This is a genomic window from Neisseria uirgultaei (assembly GCF_962719845.1).
GTDB lineage: Bacteria > Pseudomonadota > Gammaproteobacteria > Burkholderiales > Neisseriaceae > Neisseria > Neisseria bergeri.
Genome location: NZ_CAUIYF010000010.1, coordinates 34,561 through 51,119 on the forward strand (window position 1 = coordinate 34,561; position 16,559 = coordinate 51,119).

Sequence of the window (16,559 nt, forward strand, 5' to 3'; positions counted from 1 at the left end):
AACTGACTGTATAATCTCGGACAACGGTTCACATGCTCGGAGCAAATGATGGCAAAAAAATATTTCGGCACGGACGGCGTGCGCGGCGAAGTCGGGCAGTTTCCGATTACGCCCGATTTTGTATTGAAACTCGGCTATGCGGCGGGTCAGGTCTTGGTTCAGCACGACACCGGCCAGAAACCGACCGTTTTAATCGGCAAGGATACGCGGATTTCCGGCTATATGCTGGAGGCCGCTTTGGTGGCGGGTTTTACCGCCGCAGGTGTCAACGTTATCCAAACCGGTCCGCTGCCCACGCCCGGCGTGGCTTATCTGACCCGTGCGCTGCGCCTGTCCGCCGGTGTGATGATTTCCGCGTCGCATAATGCCTATTCCGACAACGGCATCAAATTCTTTGCCGAAGGCGGCGTGAAACTTTCCGATGAAGTCGAGTTGGAAATCGAAGCCAAAATCGACGAAGAAATGAAAACCCAGCCTTCTGCACGCCTAGGTCGCGCACGCCGCATCAGCGGTGCGGACGACCGCTATATCGAATTTTGCAAATCCACCTTCCCCAGTCATTCCGACCTTCGGGGTTTGAAGTTGGTTATCGATACCGCCAACGGCGCGGGGTACGGTGTCGCACCCAAGGTGTTTCACGAACTGGGCGCACAGGTCGTCAGCATCGGCGACGAACCCAACGGCTACAATATCAATGAAAAATGCGGTGCGACTTATACCAAGACACTCCAGGCAGCCGTTTTACAGCATGAAGCCGACTACGGCATCGCCTTAGACGGCGACGGCGACCGCCTGATGATGGTCGATAAAAACGGTAAGGTTTACGACGGCGACAGCCTGATTTACGTCATCGCCAAAGCCCGCGCCCGAGAAGGTATCAACATCGGCGGCGTGGTCGGCACGGTTATGACCAATATGGCGATGGAAATCGCCCTGAAAGAGCAGGGCGTCGATTTCTGCCGCGCCAAAGTCGGCGACCGCTATGTGTTGGAACAGCTGAACCAACGCGGCTGGCTCATCGGCGGCGAAGCCAGCGGCCATATTTTGTGCATGGACAAACACAACACCGGCGACGGCATTATTTCCGCGCTGCAAGTTTTGGCGGCGCTGAAAACGCTGAACCAAGACCTCGCCACCGTTTGCGCCGACTGGCAGCCGTATCCGCAAACGATGATTAATGTGCGCATCCAAAAAGGACAGAACTGGCAGGAAGCCTCAAAAGGCGTATTGGCGGAAGTGGAAAAGGAACTTGAAGGCAAAGGAAGGGTTGTATTGCGCGCTTCGGGAACCGAACCCGTCGTGCGCGTGATGGTGGAGGCGCGTCAGGCGGATTGGGCGCGCGAAGGGGCGGAACGCATTGCTGCCGCCATCGGCGGCATTTAGGCAAAATCAGGCAAAACCGTTTCAACAGCGGCGGTTTTCCTGTTTAAATGCCGTCTGAACGTCTGGCGGGGGCGCGAATCTGCCCCCTGCCGCTTTCAGACGGCATAATCTTTGATAGAATGCCGTTTCGCGCAGAAAATGTTTCGGCTTGTTCTGACTTTTTATCTCCGACAATGGAATATCCGCTATGTTTGCCCTTTTGGAAGCCTTTTTTGTCGAATACGGCTACGCGGCCGTGTTTTTCGTTCTGGTCATCTGCGGTTTCGGCGTGCCGATTCCCGAAGATTTGACCTTGGTAACGGGCGGCGTGATTTCGGGTATGGGTTATACCAATCCGCATATTATGTTTGCGGTCGGTATGCTCGGCGTGTTGGCGGGCGACGGCGTGATGTTTGCCGCCGGACGCATCTGGGGGCAGAAAATCCTCAAGTTCAAACCGATTGCGCGCGTGATGACCCCGAAACGCTATGGGCAGGTTCAGGAAAAATTCGACAAATACGGCAACTGGGTTCTGTTTGTCGCTCGCTTTCTGCCGGGTTTGCGGACTGCCGTTTTCGTTACCGCCGGCATCAGCCGCAAAGTATCGTATCTGCGCTTTCTGATTATGGACGGGCTTGCCGCGCTGATTTCCGTGCCCGTTTGGATTTATCTGGGCGAATACGGTGCGCACAACATCGATTGGCTGATGGCGAAAATGCACAGCCTGCAATCGGGTATTTTTGTTATCTTGGGTATAGGTGCGGCCGTTGTCGCTTGGATCTGGTGGAAAAAACGCCAACGTATCCAGTTTTACCGCAGCAAATTGAAAGAAAAGCGGGCGCAACGCAAAGCCGCCAAGGCAGCCAAAAAAGCCGCGCAAAGCAAACAATAAAATCAAGCACCTAAATAGCTTGCCGATATTCAATAGTTTCCGTATTTTTTAATCCACAAAGCGGTATCTTCCGTGTTGGGAACCTCACAAGGGATTCAAGCTTGTTGTGACTCTCCTATTTCGTGAATAAAATCCACTTGGGAAATCAAATATTGACAGCCCTTGGGTGCTTTTTCATTTGAAGGCCGTCTGAAAACCGTCCGCGCCGCCAAATTGCCAGTCTGTCCGAAATATAGTTAAATAAGCCGTATCATTATTTTCAGACGACCCGATGATGTCCATGAAACAAAAAATCTTCGTCCTCTACACAGGCGGCACCATAGGCATGACCCAAAGCAGCGAAGGCCTGCGCCCCGATACCGCACTGGTCAGCCAGGCCCTTTCCCCCTTTTCAGACGGCCTCGATTTCGAGTGGCACGTCTGCAATCCCTTGATTGATTCCTCCTCCGTCACCCTGCAACACTGGCGCGGTTGGCTGGACATCATTGCCGCCAAACTCCCTTCATGCGACGGCATCCTGATACTGCACGGCACGGACAGCATGGCGTACACCGCCAACCTCCTCTCGCTCGCCCTGCAAGGCTTGGGCAAGCCGATTGTCCTGACTGGTTCCCAATGGCCTTACGCCGCCGAAAACAGCGATGCCCCGCGCAACCTTTCCACCGCCGTTGCCGCTTTCAGCCTCAAGCTCAAACAAACCGTCATCGCGTTTGACGGCAAACTGTATCCCGCCGTCGGCAGCAGCAAAGTCAGCACCGAAACCGCCGCAGGCTTCGACAATCCGCATTTCGGCGCGCTTGCCGAATGGGACGAAACCCGGGGTTGGCACAATCTCCGTATTCCGTCCCAAGACGCAGCAGCCGTTTCAGACGGCCTCAAAATCCGCTATCCCGATCCTCAGGCAAAAATCGCCGTCCGCACGCTTATCCCCGGCTTTGCCGTCCAAGAACTTGCCGACGGACTCGGACAGCTTTCCGCCCAAGCCCTTATCCTGCAAAGCTACGGACACGGCAACACGCCCGCAGACGAAGGTTTTATCCGCGCCGTGCAAGATTTTACGCAGCAAGGCAAATTGTTGCTCAACATCAGCCAAGTCCGACAAGGCAGAACTGCCGCCGTTTACGCGCAAGGCAATGCGTTCCGCAACTCGGGCATCATCAACGGCGGCAAATGCAACCTCGAAACCGCCGCCGCGCTTATGACCCTCGCCGTATCGCAAGGCTGGGGTAAGGAAGATGTTTACAAAGAATTGGTAAGACTAAAGTTAGTGTGAAATCGAAATGAACTTCACCGATACCCATTGCCACCTTGCCGATCCCGCCTTACGCGAAAACCTGACGCACGTTTTGACCGCAGCACGGGAGGCTGGAGTAGGGCGGTTTATCGTTCCCGCGACGCGCCCGCAGGATTGGCAAAGCGTGGCGGAACTGTCGGAAATGCCGTCCGAACACGGTATCCGGGTTGCCTTCGGTATCCATCCTTGGTTTTCAGACGGCATTGAGGAACAGGATTTTGCCGGTTTGGAAGCCGTATTGGCGCGTTACCCCCGAGCGTGGGTCGGCGAAATCGGTTTGGATTTTTACGGCAAAACCCAAACGCCGCCACAGCGCGAACGGCAAATCCAAGTCTTCAGCCGCCAGCTTGAAATCGCGCAAACCCTGCGTCGGCGCGTGATTATCCATAATCTCAAAGCCACTGCCGACATCGCCGCCGCCGTCAGACAGACAGGTTTTTCCTGTGGCGGCATCGTCCACGCCTTTTCGGGCAGCATTGAAGAAGCGCGCGTGTTGGTCGGGCTCGGTTTCAAAATCGGCATCGGTTCGCTGCTGCTCAATCCGAACGCGCGTAAAGTGCGCGATACGCTTAAAGCCTTGAACGACGGGGATTTCGTATTGGAAACGGATAGCCCGTTTATGCTGAAAAAGGAGATTAATACGCCTGTCAATATTCCGAGTATTGCAAAGATTGCTGCGGAAATCCGCGGAACCTGTGTAGAAGAGGTTGCCAAGGTAACGGAGCGCAATGCCGATGCCCTGTTGGGACGGTAGGTTATCCATCTAAGATTATCTTTTTGAATATCCGGAAAACCTATTATAATAATCCAGTGTTGATGCCGTCTGAACATTCAGGCGGCGTTTGTTATGGAAGAATTATGAAGACGTCTATCTTAGAAAAACTACAACAACTCAGCGACCGACTGGAAGAAGTCACCCACCTCCTCGGACAACCCGAAGCCACGTCCGACATGGACAACTACCGCAAACTCACGCGCGAACACGCCGAACTGACCCCCGTCGTCGAAGTATTCCAAAACTATCGGCTTGCCCAAAGCGACTTGGCGGATGCCGAAGAAATGCTGTCCGACCCCGAAATGAAAGACTTTGCCGCCGAAGAAATCGAAGCGGCAAAAGCCAAAATCAACACACTCGATACCGAACTGCAAAAACTGCTGCTGCCCAAAGATGCCGACGACGACAAAAACATCTTCATCGAAATACGCGCCGGAACGGGCGGCGACGAAGCCGCGCTGTTTGCCGGCGATTTGCTGCGTATGTACAGCCGCTACGCCGAACGCAACCGCTGGCAGGTCGAAATTGTGTCCGCCAACGAAAGCGAGTTGGGCGGTTATAAAGAAGTCATCGCCCGTATTGTCGGACTCGGTGCGTACAGCCGTCTGAAATTCGAATCGGGTGGCCACCGCGTACAGCGCGTCCCTGCAACCGAAAGCCAAGGCCGTATTCACACTTCAGCCTGTACCGTCGCCGTCATGCCTGAAGCGGACGAACTGGAAGACATCGAATTGAACCCCGCCGACTTGCGCATCGACACCTTCCGCGCATCCGGCGCGGGCGGTCAGCACATCAACAAAACCGACTCCGCCGTCCGCATCACCCACCTGCCCACCGGCATGGTGGTCGAATGCCAAGACGGTCGCAGCCAACACGCCAACAAGGCGCAGGCGATGAAAGTCCTCGCCGCCCGCCTGAACGACGCGCAAAAACGCGAAGCCCAAGCCAAAGAAGCCGCCGAACGCAAATCCCTCATCGGCAGCGGCGACCGCAGCGAACGCATCCGCACCTACAACTATCCCCAAGGCAGGGTAACAGACCACCGCATCAACCTTACCCTGCACAAGCTGGATTTTGTCATGGACGGCGACTTGGAAGAAATCACCGATGCCCTGATTGCCGAGCATCAGGCGGAGCTTCTGGCGGCGATGGGCGATTGAGTTTTGTGTTTTGAAATGGAAATGCCGTCTGAAATCCAAGTTTCAGACGGCATTTTGCGTCTGCCGTGCCATGCAATCAATTTTAATCCGCCATATTCTACTGATTTGTTTGAATTCAGTGTATTATGCCGTTTCTCAACCATAGGCGACAACTGGACATATTGATGAAGATTGCGATTTACGGTACGAAAAGCTATGACCGCGAACATTTTACCCGCGCCAACCGGCATTTCGGCTTCGAGCTGGAGTTTTTTGATTTTATGCTGGATGTAAAAACGGCGAAAATGGCGGAAGGCGCGGAGGCGGTCTGTATTTTTGTGAACGACGACGGCAGCCGGCCCGTGTTGGAAAAATTGGCGCAAATTGGCGTGAAAACTGTGGCGTTGCGTTGTGCCGGCTTCAATAATGTGGATTTGAAGGCGGCTGAAGAATTGGGCTTGAAAGTCGTGCGCGTTCCCGCCTATTCGCCCGAATCGGTTGCAGAACATACCGTGGGGCTGATGCTGACCTTGAACCGCCATATCCACAAAGCCTACCAGCGTACCCGCGATGCCAATTTTTCTTTGGAAGGGCTGACCGGTTTCAATATGTATGGCAAAACGGCGGGCGTTATCGGCACGGGGAAAATCGGTATCGCAACGATGCGGATTTTAAAGGGTTTCGGTATGAACCTGCTGGCTTATGATCCGTTTTGCAACCCCGAAGTGGAAAAACTCGGCGGCAGGTATGTGGATTTGGACGAGCTGTATGCCCGGTCGGACATCATCACGCTGCATTGCCCCGCCACGCCGGAAAACCACTATATGCTGAACGAAGCGGCGTTCGACAAAATGAAAGACGGTGTGATGATTATCAACACCAGCCGTGGCGGCCTGATTGACAGTGCCGCCGCCATTGAGGCGTTGAAACGCCGGAAAATCGGCGCATTGGGCATGGATGTGTACGAGAACGAGCGCGAGCTGTTTTTTGAAGACAAATCCAACGATGTGATTACCGACGACGTGTTCCGCCGACTGTCGTCCTGCCATAACGTGCTGTTTACCGGACATCAGGCGTTTTTGACGGAAGAGGCGTTGGGTAATATTTCGGAAGTTACGCTGTCCAATATCCGCGAGGTCGGACAGACCGGAGATTGCGGCAATGCGGTTTGTGCCGACGGTTGACGTGTTTTAAGAGTTTAAAGGAAATGCCGTCTGAAACAGGTTTCAGACGGCATTTGACGTTCAGGCAGCCTGCAAACTTATTTGACTTCCAACTTGGCAACCCCGCCCATATAAGGCTGCAAAGCGGCAGGGATATTGATGCTGCCGTCGGCGTTTTGATGGTTTTCCAATACGGCGACCAGCGTTCTGCCGACTGCCAAGCCGGAGCCGTTTAAGGTGTGTACCAAGCGGTTTTTGCCGTTTTCGTCTTTAAAACGCGCCTTCATGCGGCGGGCTTGGAAATCTTCGCAGTTGGAACAGCTTGAGATTTCGCGGTAGGTGTTTTGCGCGGGAACCCAGACTTCCAAATCATAGGTCTTAGTCGCGCCGAAGCCCATGTCGCCAGTACACAGGGTAATCACGCGGTAGGGCAGCTCCAAGGCCTTCAGGATGTTTTCGGCATGACCGACCATTTCTTCCAGCGCTTCGTATGATTTTTCGGGATGAACGATTTGCACCATTTCTACTTTATCGAATTGGTGCTGGCGGATCAGGCCGCGCGTGTCTTTGCCGTATGAACCCGCCTCGCTGCGGAAACAGGGCGAATGTGCGGTCAGCTTCAGCGGCAGTTCGCTTTCGGACACAATGCTGTCGGCAACGGTATTGGTCAGGGTAACTTCAGCTGTCGGAATCAGATATTGCGTGGTTTTGGTTTCGTCGCCGCCACGGGTAACGTGGAACAGATCTTCCGCAAACTTCGGCAGCTGGCCCGTGCCTTGCAGCGTCGTATCGTCAACGATATAAGGCGTGTAATGCTCGGTGTAGCCGTGTTTCAGCGTGTGCGTATCGAGCATGAATTGTGCCAGCGCGCGGTGCAGACGGGCGATTTGTCCGCGCATCACGGTAAATCGTGCGCCGGACAGCTTCGCGCCGCCTTCGAAATCCAAACCCAAAGGTTCGCCCAAATCGACATGGTCTTTGATTTCAAAGTCAAATTCGCGCGGCGTGCCGACTTTGCGGACTTCGACGTTTTCGGTTTCATCCTTACCGAAAGGCACGCCCTCATGCGGCAGGTTAGGTATGCTCAACAACCATGCATCCAGTTCCTTTTGCACGGCTTCCAAATCGGCGGCGGCCTGTTCCAAATCGGTTTTGATTTGAGCGACTTGATCCATCGCCGCCTGCGCTTCTTCGTGTTTGCCCTGACCTTTCAGTGCGCCGATTTGTTTGGAAATGCTGTTGCGCGAGGCTTGTAGTTCTTCGGTTTTTACCTGAACGGACTTGCGTCGTTCTTCCAGTGCGTCAAAACGTGCGGTATCAAAGTCATAACCGCGCCGTGCAAGCCGTTCGGCAACGGCGGCGGTGTTGCTGCGGAGCAATTGGATATCTAACATGGTCTGATTCCCGAATTAATTTGAAACGTATTATTGTAAACCAAATTTAAGATATTTTCCCAAATCCCCCCGTGTTTCGGCACGCGTACCACCATGCCGTCTGATTTGTCAAAACCGCCTGATTTGTGGGAAAATCGCACGATTGAATTTAACGGAGGGCGACACCGTGTTGGACAGGGAAGGCTATCGCCCCAATGTCGGTATCATCTTAATCAACAACCGCAACGAAGTCTTTTGGGGCAAGCGTGTGCGCGAACATTCTTGGCAGTTTCCGCAAGGCGGCATCAAGCCGGGCGAAAGCCCCGAAACCGCGATGTACCGCGAGCTGTACGAAGAAGTCGGACTTATGCCGCAACACGTCAAAATCGTCGGGCGGACGCGCGACTGGCTGCGTTACGACGTGCCGAACAACTGGGTACGCCGCGAATGGCGCGGATCCTATCGCGGACAAAAACAGATTTGGTATCTTTTGCGCCTGACCGGCCGGGATTGCGATGTCAACCTGCGCGCCACCCGCCACCCCGAATTTGACGGCTGGCGTTGGCACCAATATTGGGCGCCCGTTGACGAAGTGATTGATTTCAAACGCGACGTTTATTTGGGGGCGTTGAAAGAACTCTCCCGCTTCCTGCGCGGTATGGAAAGTTATGAAGACTTTGCCGCCCGCCAACCTTCCGGCAACCGGTAAAACAACGGAACGCAACGCTTTCAGGCCGTCTGAAAGCGTTGTTTTTCTTACTTTCAGATTATTCCTATGGCTAAAAACAACCAATACAGCGAATCCAGCATCACCGTCCTCAAAGGCTTGGAGCCGGTTAAAGAGCGTCCCGGTATGTACACCCGCACCGACAGCCCGACCCACATCTGCCAAGAAGTCATCGACAACGCGGCGGACGAGGCATTGGGCGGTTTCGCCACGGCAATCGACGTGCAAATTCATGAAGACGGTTCGCTTTCCGTGCGCGACAACGGGCGCGGTATTCCCGTCGGCCTGCACCCTGAAGAAGGCGTACCAGTGGTCGAACTCGTGTTCACCCGTCTGCACGCGGGCGGCAAGTTCAACAAAAAAGACGGCGGCAGCGCGTATGCCTTTTCAGGCGGCCTGCACGGCGTGGGCGTGTCCGTGACCAACGCGCTTTCCACCCGACTTGAAGTCAGCGTCAAACGAGACGGCAAAGTCCACCGCATCGTGTTTGCCGGCGGCGATGTGGTCGAACCCTTGGCGGAAGTGGGCAAATGCGCCGTCAAAGACAGCGGCACTGAAGTACGCGTTTGGCCGGACGGAAAATATTTTGAAAGCCCGAATTACAGCATTCCCGAACTCGAACGCCTGCTGCGCGCCAAAGCCGTGCTGCTGCCGGGCGTGCGTGTTTCCCTAACCCGTCCGATCAAAGGCGGAGACGAAGCGCACACCCAAACTTGGCACTACCCCGACGGTCTGAAAAGCTATCTGACCGACCTGATTGCCGACGCGCAGGAAGCCGTGCCTATCTTCTCTTGCGAAAACTACATTTCAGACGGCCACAACGGCGATTTCAGCATCGGCGAAGGCGCCGCGTTTGCCCTGACTTGGCTGGAAGAAGGCTCGTGCGCCAACGAAAGCTATGTCAACCTGATCCCCACCCCGCTGGGCGGCACGCACGAAGCAGGTTTGAAACAAGCCGTGTTCAACGCCGTCAACAACTTCATCAATCTGCACAACCTCTTGCCGCGCGGCGTGAAAGTGCAAAGCGACGATGTGTTCGGCAAAACCGCTTTCGTCCTCTCCGCCCGCGTCCTCGACCCGCAGTTCCAAGGTCAGACCAAAGACAAGCTGACCAACCGCGACGCGTTGAAACTCGTTGCCGCCGTATCGGGCGACCCTTTGGAATTGTGGCTGAACCAAAACGTGGATTTCGGTAAAAAAATCGCCGAACTCGCCATCCGTCAGGCACAAGCGCGGATGCGTTCGGTTAAAAAGATTGAAAAGAAAAAAGGCAGCGGCGTCGCTGTCCTGCCCGGCAAACTGACCGATTGCGAAAGCGAAGACATCCGCGAAAACGAACTCTTCCTCGTCGAAGGCGATTCCGCCGGCGGTTCCGCCAAACTTGCCCGCGACAAAGCCACGCAGGCCATCCTGCCACTGCGCGGCAAAGTGCTCAACAGTTTTGAAGTCCATCCCGACCAACTCTTCGGCAACGCCGAAATCCATGATATTTCCGTCGCCATCGGCGTCGATCCGCACGGCATCAACGACAATCCCGATTTAAGCGGCCTGCGCTACGGCAAAATCGCCATCTTGTCCGATGCCGACGTGGACGGTTCGCATATTCAGGTTTTGCTGTTGACCCTGTTCTACCGCCACTTCCCCAAACTGGTCGCCGACGGACACATCTACGTTGCCCAGCCGCCGCTGTTCCGCGTCGATGTCAACGCACAAGGCAAGAGCAAACCCGCCCGCAAATTCTATGCCCTCGATCAAAACGAACTTGACGGCATTTTAGAGCGGCTGCAAAAAGAAGGCGTCAAAGAAACCGCCTATTCCATCAGCCGCTTCAAAGGTTTGGGCGAGATGAACCCCGACCAGCTCAAAGACACCACCATGCACCCCGACACCCGCCGCCTGTTGCAGGTGCAAATCCCCGAAGGCGCGGATGACGAAACACGCGACATCTTCGTCAAACTGATGGGCAAAGGCGAAGCCGCCGCCCGCCGCGCCTGGATGGAACGCGAAGGCGATACGGCGGAACTCGATATTTGAACCGTGATTGCCGCATACGAAAAAATGCCGTCTGAAACCGAATCGGTTTTCAGACGGCATTTCGTTTGGGGATTTATTCTGCTGCGGAAGATTCGGCTGCTTCGGCTTCAACAGACGGCGTTTCGGCGGCAGCTTGGGCGGACTGCTGTTGCAAAGCCTGCTGCACGAAAGGATGGTTTTGCGCGATTGCCTGTTCTTCGGGGGTAACTTCGCCTTTGAAACGGTTGTTCAAATCGAAACGTTTGCCGCCGCGCGCCAAGGCTTTCAGATAACGCGGACGGCGGCAGTGGTTGGCGAGGACGCGTGCAATCAGTGCGGAATCGTATTGCGGCAAAGCGGCAATCAAATCCTGATCGATGCCGAGCGCCAACGGTTTGAAGCGTTTGAATACATCGTATTTGCTGTAGATGTGGTCGGCGATCATTTCGGTCTGTTTCTTTTTGCTCATAGTTTGGACGGCGGATTTCAGTGCCGCACCCAAAGCGGTTTCTTGTGTCATGTCGGTTGTGTTCCTCTAAACAGAACCGTGCGTCAAGGCTGCACGGCAATGCTTGGTATTCTATTATAAAGTCTGTGTTTTGGCTAAATTTTTATTTGTTTGAAAGGGTAATGTCGGGCGTATTAACCTGAACGTCGGCATTTTGCGCGCGATGGCGCAGGGCGTGGTCGATTAAAACCAAGGCGAGCATGGCTTTGGCAATCGGCGCGGCGCGCAAGCCGACGCAGGGATCGTGCCTGCCGTGGGTGGCGAGTTCGACGGGGTTGCCGTAAATGTCGATGCTTCGGCGCGGAGTGGCGATGGAGCTGGTGGGTTTGATGGCGATATTGACGCAGATGTCTTGCCCCGTGCTGATGCCGCCGAGGATGCCGCCCGAATGGTTGGACAGGAAGCCTTGCGGGGTCAGTTCGTCGCCGTGTTCGCTGCCGCGTTGCGTTACGCTGTCAAAACCTGCGCCGATTTCCACGCCTTTGACGGCGTTGATGCCCATCATCGCGTAGGCGATTTCGGCATCGAGGCGGTCAAAAACGGGTTCGCCCAAGCCGACAGGGACGTTGGCCGCTTCGATATGCAGTTTCGCGCCGACGGAATCCAAGGATTTGCGCACGCCGTCCATATAGTTTTCCAGCTCGGCGATTTGGCTTTGGTTGGCGGCAAAAAAAGGATTTTGGGAAATATATTCGCAGCCTTCAAACCGGATTTCTTTTTCGCCAACTTGGGTAACGTAGGCGGTGATTTCCGTGCCGAATTTTTCTTTCAGCCATTTTTTGGCGACGGCTCCGGCGGCAACGCGGGCGGCGGTTTCGCGGGCGGAACTCCTACCGCCGCCCCGGTAGTCGCGCGTGCCGTATTTGTGCCAGTAGGTATAGTCGGCATGGCCGGGGCGGAAGCTGGTGGCGATGTTGCCGTAGTCTTTGCTGCGTTGGTCGGTATTGCGGATTAAGAGGGCGATGGGTGTGCCGGTGGTTTTGCCTTCGAATACGCCAGAGAGGATTTCGACTTGGTCGGCTTCGCGGCGTTGGGTAACGTGGCGGCTGGTGCCGGGTTTGCGCCGGTCGAGGTCGGCTTGGATGTCTGATTCGGTCAATGCCAGTCCGGGCGGGCAGCCGTCGATGATGCAGCCCAAACCCGCGCCGTGGCTTTCGCCGAAGGTGGTCACGGTGAAGAGTTGTCCGAAAGTGTTGCCTGCCATGATTTTTCCCTTTATCGGTATAGTGTGGAAAGATGGCGGATTTTAGCACAAAAGCCCGTCCGCCATTGAAGGGGAGGCAGTCAAAGAGTTTGCGTGCGGCGAGGAAAATCGGCTTATAATCCGATCTGATTTTTCAGGATAGCGATATGAGCGACTACACGCAGCAGCTTCAAGATAAAAAAGACCGCCTTAAAACCCTTTTTGCAGGTTTGGATTTCCCTGAGTGGGAAGTGTATGAATCCCCGGACAAACACTACCGTATGCGCGTCGAGTTCCGCATTTGGCATGAAGGCGGGGAAATGTTTTACGCCATGTTTGAAAAAGGGCAGAAAGCCAGCGGCGCAAGCATGATACGCTGCGACCGTTTTGAAGCGGCTTCCGAGGCCATCAACCGCCTCATGCCCGAGCTGATCGCCGCCGCCGCGCAATCCCCCGAACTCAAAAAACGCTGGTATGCCGTCGAATTCCTCTCCACGCTCAGCGGGGAAATGCTGGTTACTATGATTTACCACAAAAGGCTTGATGATGAGTGGATACAGGCGGCACAAGAGCTGCAAGAACGGTTGGACATTGCCGTTATCGGGCGGAGCAGGGGGCAGAAAATCGTTTTAAAACAAGATTACGTAACCGAAACCCTGCGCGTCGGCGACCGCGATTTCCACTACCGCCAAATCGAAGGCAGCTTTACCCAACCGAATGCTGCCGTGTGTCAAAAAATGCTTGAGTGGGCGTGCCGCGCGGCGGAAGGCTTGGGCGGCGACCTGCTCGAACTATATTGTGGAAACGGCAACTTTACGCTTCCTTTATCTGAAAAGTTTGAACGTGTTTTGGCAACCGAGATTTCCAAAACCTCCGTCAGCGCGGCGCAATGGAATATTGAGGCAAACGGGATAGGCAACATCAAAATCGCCCGTCTGTCTGCCGAAGAATTTACCGAAGCCTATACCGGCAAACGTGAGTTTACACGCCTTAAGGATGGCGGTATTGCTTTGACGGATTACGCATTTTCCACTATTTTCGTTGATCCGCCGCGTGCCGGTATCGATGAGGAAACTTTGAAGCTGGTGTCGCAGTTTGACAACATCATCTACATTTCCTGCAATCCCGAAACCCTGCGCGCCAATTTGGGCATCTTGGCGGAAACCCATACGGTCGAACGTGCCGCCCTGTTCGACCAATTCCCGTTTACGCACCATATTGAAAGCGGCGTACTGTTGAAAAAGAAAATCCTTTGAAAAGCAAAAGGTAAGGACTATGTACCGACACATCGAATACTATCCCGGCGACCCGATTTTGAGTTTGGTCGAAACCTTCAAAAACGACCCGCGCCCCGAAAAAGTCAATTTGAGCATAGGCATTTATTTCAACGACGAAGGCAAAATGCCCGTATTGGAATCCGTAAACCGTGCCGAAACCGCCCGTGCCGCTACACCTGATCCGTCGCCCTACCTGCCGATGGAAGGTTTGAACACTTACCGCAGCGCGGTGCAACATTTATTGTTCGGAAAAGACAACCCCGCGCTCGCGCAAGGACGCATCGTTACCATACAGACTCTGGGCGGCTCAGGCGCGCTCAAAGTCGGGGCGGACTTCCTGCACCGCTGGTTCCCCGCAGCGCGCGCCTACGTCAGCGACCCGACTTGGGACAACCATCGCGGCATTTTTGAAGGCGCCGGTTTCGAGGTTGGTACTTACCCATATTACGACCCTGCTGCCGTCGGCGTGAAATTCGACGAAATGACCGCATTTTTCAACACCCTTCCCGAAAACAGCGTCTTAATCCTGCATCCCTGCTGCCACAATCCGACCGGCGTGGATATGTCGGAACAGCAATGGGACGAAGTGTTGCAAATCATCAAAACGCGCAAACTGATTCCGTTCATGGACATCGCCTACCAAGGATTCGGCGGCGATTTGGACAGCGATGCCTACGCCATCCGCAAAGCGGTGGAAATGGAATTGCCCTTGTTCGTCAGCAATTCCTTCTCGAAAAACCTGTCGCTCTACGGCGAGCGCGTCGGCGGCCTGAGCGTGGTTTGCCCGAATAAAGAAGAAGCGGAATTGGTGTTCGGACAACTCAAATTTACCGTCCGCCGCATCTACTCCAGCCCGCCCGCGCACGGCGCGTATATCGCCGCCGACGTGATGAACAGCCCCGAACTTTACACCTTGTGGCAAAACGAAGTTTATATGATGCGCGACCGCATCTGTGCGATGCGGCAGAAACTTTACGGTGTATTGACCGACCGAATCCCCGGCCGCGATTTCACTTATTTCATCAAACGGCGCGGCATGTTCAGTTACACAGGGTTGAGCGTAGAACAAGTCCGCAGGCTGCGCGACGAATTTGCCGTTTACCTGCTGGATTCCGGCAGGATGTGCGTCGCCGGGCTGAATACATCAAATATCGCCTATGTCGCCGATGCGTTTGCCGAAGTGTTGAAATAAGAGTTTGAAGTAAGTCAAAAGGCCGTCTGAAAAGTATTTATCTTTCAGACGGCCTCTTTATAATTGGCGCACCCAACAGGGATCGAACCTGTGACCTCCAGCTTCGGAAACTGACACTCTTCCAACTGAGCTATGGGTGCGGAAAACGTAAGGTTAACGTAAATTCTGCAAATTGGCAAAGGTTATCTTGCGCCGTCAGGCGGCGTATGGAGGCATAATGGGAGTTTTCTTGGAGATAATCCAGTATTTTCAACGGATTATTTGTTTTGCACAGATACTGTTGGCAAATTTTTTCATATTTTCAATGATAGCGATTGGAAAGACCCTGTGAATTCAGTATAATCCAGCAAAATATTGTTAACTGCGTTTAACACACCAAACTATAATCTACAGCACAACCTAACCTGACGGCGAGGCCTACCAAATGAAACAACTCCGCGACAATAAAGCCCAAGGCTCTGCACTGTTTACCCTTGTGAGCGGTATCGTTATTGTTATTGCAGTCCTTTATTTCCTGATTAAGCTGGCGGGCAGCGGCTCGTTCGGCGATGTCGATGCCACTACGGAAGCGGCAACGCAGACCCGTATCCAGCCCGTCGGACAATTGACGATGGGCGACGGCATCCCCGTCGGCGAACGCCAAGGCGAACAGATTTTCGGCAAAATCTGTATCCAATGCCACGCGGCGGACAGCAATGTGCCGAATGCTCCGAAACTGGGACACAACGGCGACTGGGCGCCGCGTATCGCGCAAGGCTTCGATACTTTGTTCCAACACGCGCTGAACGGCTTTAACGCCATGCCCGCAAAAGGCGGCGCGGCAGACCTGACCGATCAGGAACTCAAACGGGCGATTACCTACATGGCAAACAAAAGCGGAGGTTCTTTCCCAAATCCTGATGAGGCTGTACCTGCCGACAATGCCGCTTCAGGGGCAGCTTCTGCTCCTGCCGATAATGCAGCTCCAGCGGAAGCGGGGGCAGAAGACAAAGGTGCGGCAGCTCCTGCGGCCGGCGTTGACGGCAAGAAAGTTTTTGAAGCAAGCTGTCAGGCGTGCCACGGCGGTTCAATCCCCGGTATTCCCGGCATAGGTAAAAAAGACGATTGGGCGCCGCGTATCAAACAAGGTAAAGAAACCTTGCACAAACACGCCCTTGAAGGCTTTAACGCGATGCCGGCAAAAGGCGGCAATGCCGGCTTGAGCGATGACGAAGTCAAAGCAGCGGTTGACTATATGGCAAACCAATCCGGTGCGAAATTCTAAATTCGGATTAAAATTTTGGATTAAATAAAAACGGGGCAGGCATCTGCTCCGTTTTTTTATGGGAATTTATAGTGAATTAAATTTAAATCAGGACAAGGCGACGAAGCCGCAGACAGTACAGATAGTACGGCAAGGCGAGGCAACGCTGTACTGGTTTAAATTTAATCCACTATATTTGTTTGCCCGTGTGGAAATGACATCAAAGGGTGCAAATAGGCTTTTCATCTTCGAAATCTGTCTGTCCGATCGGATGAATAAAAAGTAGGATGATAAAAAAACCCGGTGTATGGATATTGGTTTAACACATTTATTTTGGAGTTATAGCCGAGATATGTGTATCGGTGCAACCGGCCCGCCGTTGACGAAAATGCCGTCTGAAAGTGTTTCAGACGGCATT

General features: G+C 54.1%; 15 protein-coding genes, 1 tRNA gene and 1 pseudogene. 13 read left to right on the top strand and 4 right to left on the bottom strand.

Annotated features, from left to right (window positions below):
* Window positions 1-48: 48 nt before the first annotated feature.
* The 7 genes from glmM (at window position 49) to Q9J32_RS07315 (ending at window position 6,646) form a co-directional block, all read left to right on the top strand.
* On the top strand, window positions 49-1,383 hold the full coding sequence (glmM, locus tag Q9J32_RS07285) for a phosphoglucosamine mutase (RefSeq protein ID WP_304675395.1): 1,335 nt from the start codon (window positions 49-51) through the stop codon (window positions 1,381-1,383).
* 187 nt (window positions 1,384-1,570) lie between these two features.
* Window positions 1,571-2,254 carry a DedA family protein gene (locus tag Q9J32_RS07290; protein ID WP_301883137.1) on the top strand — a complete coding sequence of 228 codons (684 nt, stop codon included), beginning with the start codon at window positions 1,571-1,573 and terminating at the stop codon, window positions 2,252-2,254.
* A gap of 280 nt (window positions 2,255-2,534) precedes the next feature.
* Window positions 2,535-3,527, top strand: coding sequence for an asparaginase (locus Q9J32_RS07295; RefSeq protein ID WP_301883135.1), 993 nt, complete (start codon window positions 2,535-2,537; stop codon window positions 3,525-3,527).
* 7 nt (window positions 3,528-3,534) lie between these two features.
* Window positions 3,535-4,302, top strand: coding sequence for a TatD family hydrolase (locus tag Q9J32_RS07300; protein ID WP_301883132.1), 768 nt, complete (start codon window positions 3,535-3,537; stop codon window positions 4,300-4,302).
* A 104-nt stretch (window positions 4,303-4,406) separates the two neighbouring features.
* Window positions 4,407-5,483, top strand: a complete 1,077-nt coding sequence (gene prfA / locus Q9J32_RS07305) for a peptide chain release factor 1 (RefSeq protein WP_301883131.1) — start codon at window positions 4,407-4,409, stop codon at window positions 5,481-5,483.
* A gap of 21 nt (window positions 5,484-5,504) precedes the next feature.
* Window positions 5,505-5,648, top strand: coding sequence for a hypothetical protein (locus Q9J32_RS07310; protein ID WP_159071435.1), 144 nt, complete (start codon window positions 5,505-5,507; stop codon window positions 5,646-5,648).
* Window positions 5,648-6,646, top strand: coding sequence for a 2-hydroxyacid dehydrogenase (locus tag Q9J32_RS07315; protein ID WP_301883128.1), 999 nt, complete (start codon window positions 5,648-5,650; stop codon window positions 6,644-6,646). Before Q9J32_RS07310 ends, Q9J32_RS07315 begins: the two co-directional genes overlap by 1 nt.
* Window positions 6,647-6,723: 77 nt before the next feature.
* On the opposite strand, the gene serS is transcribed toward Q9J32_RS07315, so the two are convergent.
* Window positions 6,724-8,019 carry a serine--tRNA ligase gene (gene serS, locus Q9J32_RS07320; protein ID WP_301883127.1) on the bottom strand — a complete coding sequence of 432 codons (1,296 nt, stop codon included), beginning with the start codon at window positions 8,017-8,019 and terminating at the stop codon, window positions 6,724-6,726.
* 166 nt (window positions 8,020-8,185) lie between these two features.
* Here serS and Q9J32_RS07325 point away from each other — a divergent pair, with 166 nt between their 5' ends.
* Window positions 8,186-8,707: an RNA pyrophosphohydrolase gene (locus tag Q9J32_RS07325; protein WP_301883294.1), complete on the top strand. Its 522-nt coding sequence runs from the start codon at window positions 8,186-8,188 to the stop codon at window positions 8,705-8,707.
* 66 nt (window positions 8,708-8,773) lie between these two features.
* A complete protein-coding gene (gene parE / locus Q9J32_RS07330; RefSeq protein WP_301883125.1) occupies window positions 8,774-10,759 on the top strand; it encodes a DNA topoisomerase IV subunit B in 1,986 nt (661 codons plus the stop codon).
* A gap of 73 nt (window positions 10,760-10,832) precedes the next feature.
* On the opposite strand, the gene Q9J32_RS07335 is transcribed toward parE, so the two are convergent.
* Together Q9J32_RS07335 and aroC are read right to left on the bottom strand one after the other, a co-directional pair.
* On the bottom strand, window positions 10,833-11,258 hold the full coding sequence (locus Q9J32_RS07335) for a ProQ/FINO family protein (RefSeq protein WP_301883124.1): 426 nt from the start codon (window positions 11,256-11,258) through the stop codon (window positions 10,833-10,835).
* A gap of 91 nt (window positions 11,259-11,349) precedes the next feature.
* On the bottom strand, window positions 11,350-12,450 hold the full coding sequence (gene aroC, locus Q9J32_RS07340) for a chorismate synthase (protein ID WP_301883122.1): 1,101 nt from the start codon (window positions 12,448-12,450) through the stop codon (window positions 11,350-11,352).
* A gap of 146 nt (window positions 12,451-12,596) precedes the next feature.
* Between aroC and trmA the strand changes: the two genes are divergently transcribed.
* Both trmA and Q9J32_RS07350 read left to right on the top strand, forming a co-directional pair.
* Window positions 12,597-13,685 carry a tRNA (uridine(54)-C5)-methyltransferase TrmA gene (trmA, locus tag Q9J32_RS07345; protein WP_301883120.1) on the top strand — a complete coding sequence of 363 codons (1,089 nt, stop codon included), beginning with the start codon at window positions 12,597-12,599 and terminating at the stop codon, window positions 13,683-13,685.
* Window positions 13,686-13,704: 19 nt separating this feature from the next.
* Window positions 13,705-14,898 carry an amino acid aminotransferase gene (locus tag Q9J32_RS07350; RefSeq protein ID WP_301883119.1) on the top strand — a complete coding sequence of 398 codons (1,194 nt, stop codon included), beginning with the start codon at window positions 13,705-13,707 and terminating at the stop codon, window positions 14,896-14,898.
* A 64-nt stretch (window positions 14,899-14,962) separates the two neighbouring features.
* Here Q9J32_RS07350 and Q9J32_RS07355 read toward each other — a convergent pair.
* Window positions 14,963-15,038 (bottom strand) — tRNA-Arg (locus Q9J32_RS07355).
* Window positions 15,039-15,322: 284 nt separating this feature from the next.
* On the opposite strand from Q9J32_RS07355, the gene Q9J32_RS07360 reads away from it, so the two are divergent.
* Window positions 15,323-16,162, top strand: a complete 840-nt coding sequence (locus Q9J32_RS07360) for a c-type cytochrome (RefSeq protein WP_301883117.1) — start codon at window positions 15,323-15,325, stop codon at window positions 16,160-16,162.
* Window positions 16,163-16,229: 67 nt separating this feature from the next.
* Window positions 16,230-16,340: pseudogene (locus Q9J32_RS07365) on the top strand (IS5/IS1182 family transposase); the annotation flags it as partial.
* Between the last annotated feature and the right edge of the window lie 219 nt (window positions 16,341-16,559).

Bases quoted from the DNA above. Each gene is read 5' to 3' on its own strand.
- Q9J32_RS07335 (WP_301883124.1), bottom strand. From the start codon at position 11,258: ATGACACAAGAAACCGCTTTGGGTGCGGCACTGAAATCCGCCGTCCAA.
- Q9J32_RS07295 (WP_301883135.1), top strand. From the start codon at position 2,535: ATGAAACAAAAAATCTTCGTCCTCTACACAGGCGGCACCATAGGCATG.
- serS (WP_301883127.1), bottom strand. From the start codon at position 8,019: ATGTTAGATATCCAATTGCTCCGCAGCAACACCGCCGCCGTTGCCGAA.
- Q9J32_RS07360 (WP_301883117.1), top strand. From the start codon at position 15,323: ATGAAACAACTCCGCGACAATAAAGCCCAAGGCTCTGCACTGTTTACC.
- Q9J32_RS07300 (WP_301883132.1), top strand. From the start codon at position 3,535: ATGAACTTCACCGATACCCATTGCCACCTTGCCGATCCCGCCTTACGC.
- aroC (WP_301883122.1), bottom strand. From the start codon at position 12,450: ATGGCAGGCAACACTTTCGGACAACTCTTCACCGTGACCACCTTCGGC.
- trmA (WP_301883120.1), top strand. From the start codon at position 12,597: ATGAGCGACTACACGCAGCAGCTTCAAGATAAAAAAGACCGCCTTAAA.
- glmM (WP_304675395.1), top strand. From the start codon at position 49: ATGGCAAAAAAATATTTCGGCACGGACGGCGTGCGCGGCGAAGTCGGG.
- Q9J32_RS07315 (WP_301883128.1), top strand. From the start codon at position 5,648: ATGAAGATTGCGATTTACGGTACGAAAAGCTATGACCGCGAACATTTT.
- Q9J32_RS07350 (WP_301883119.1), top strand. From the start codon at position 13,705: ATGTACCGACACATCGAATACTATCCCGGCGACCCGATTTTGAGTTTG.
- Q9J32_RS07310 (WP_159071435.1), top strand. From the start codon at position 5,505: ATGCCGTCTGAAATCCAAGTTTCAGACGGCATTTTGCGTCTGCCGTGC.
- Q9J32_RS07290 (WP_301883137.1), top strand. From the start codon at position 1,571: ATGTTTGCCCTTTTGGAAGCCTTTTTTGTCGAATACGGCTACGCGGCC.
- prfA (WP_301883131.1), top strand. From the start codon at position 4,407: ATGAAGACGTCTATCTTAGAAAAACTACAACAACTCAGCGACCGACTG.
- parE (WP_301883125.1), top strand. From the start codon at position 8,774: ATGGCTAAAAACAACCAATACAGCGAATCCAGCATCACCGTCCTCAAA.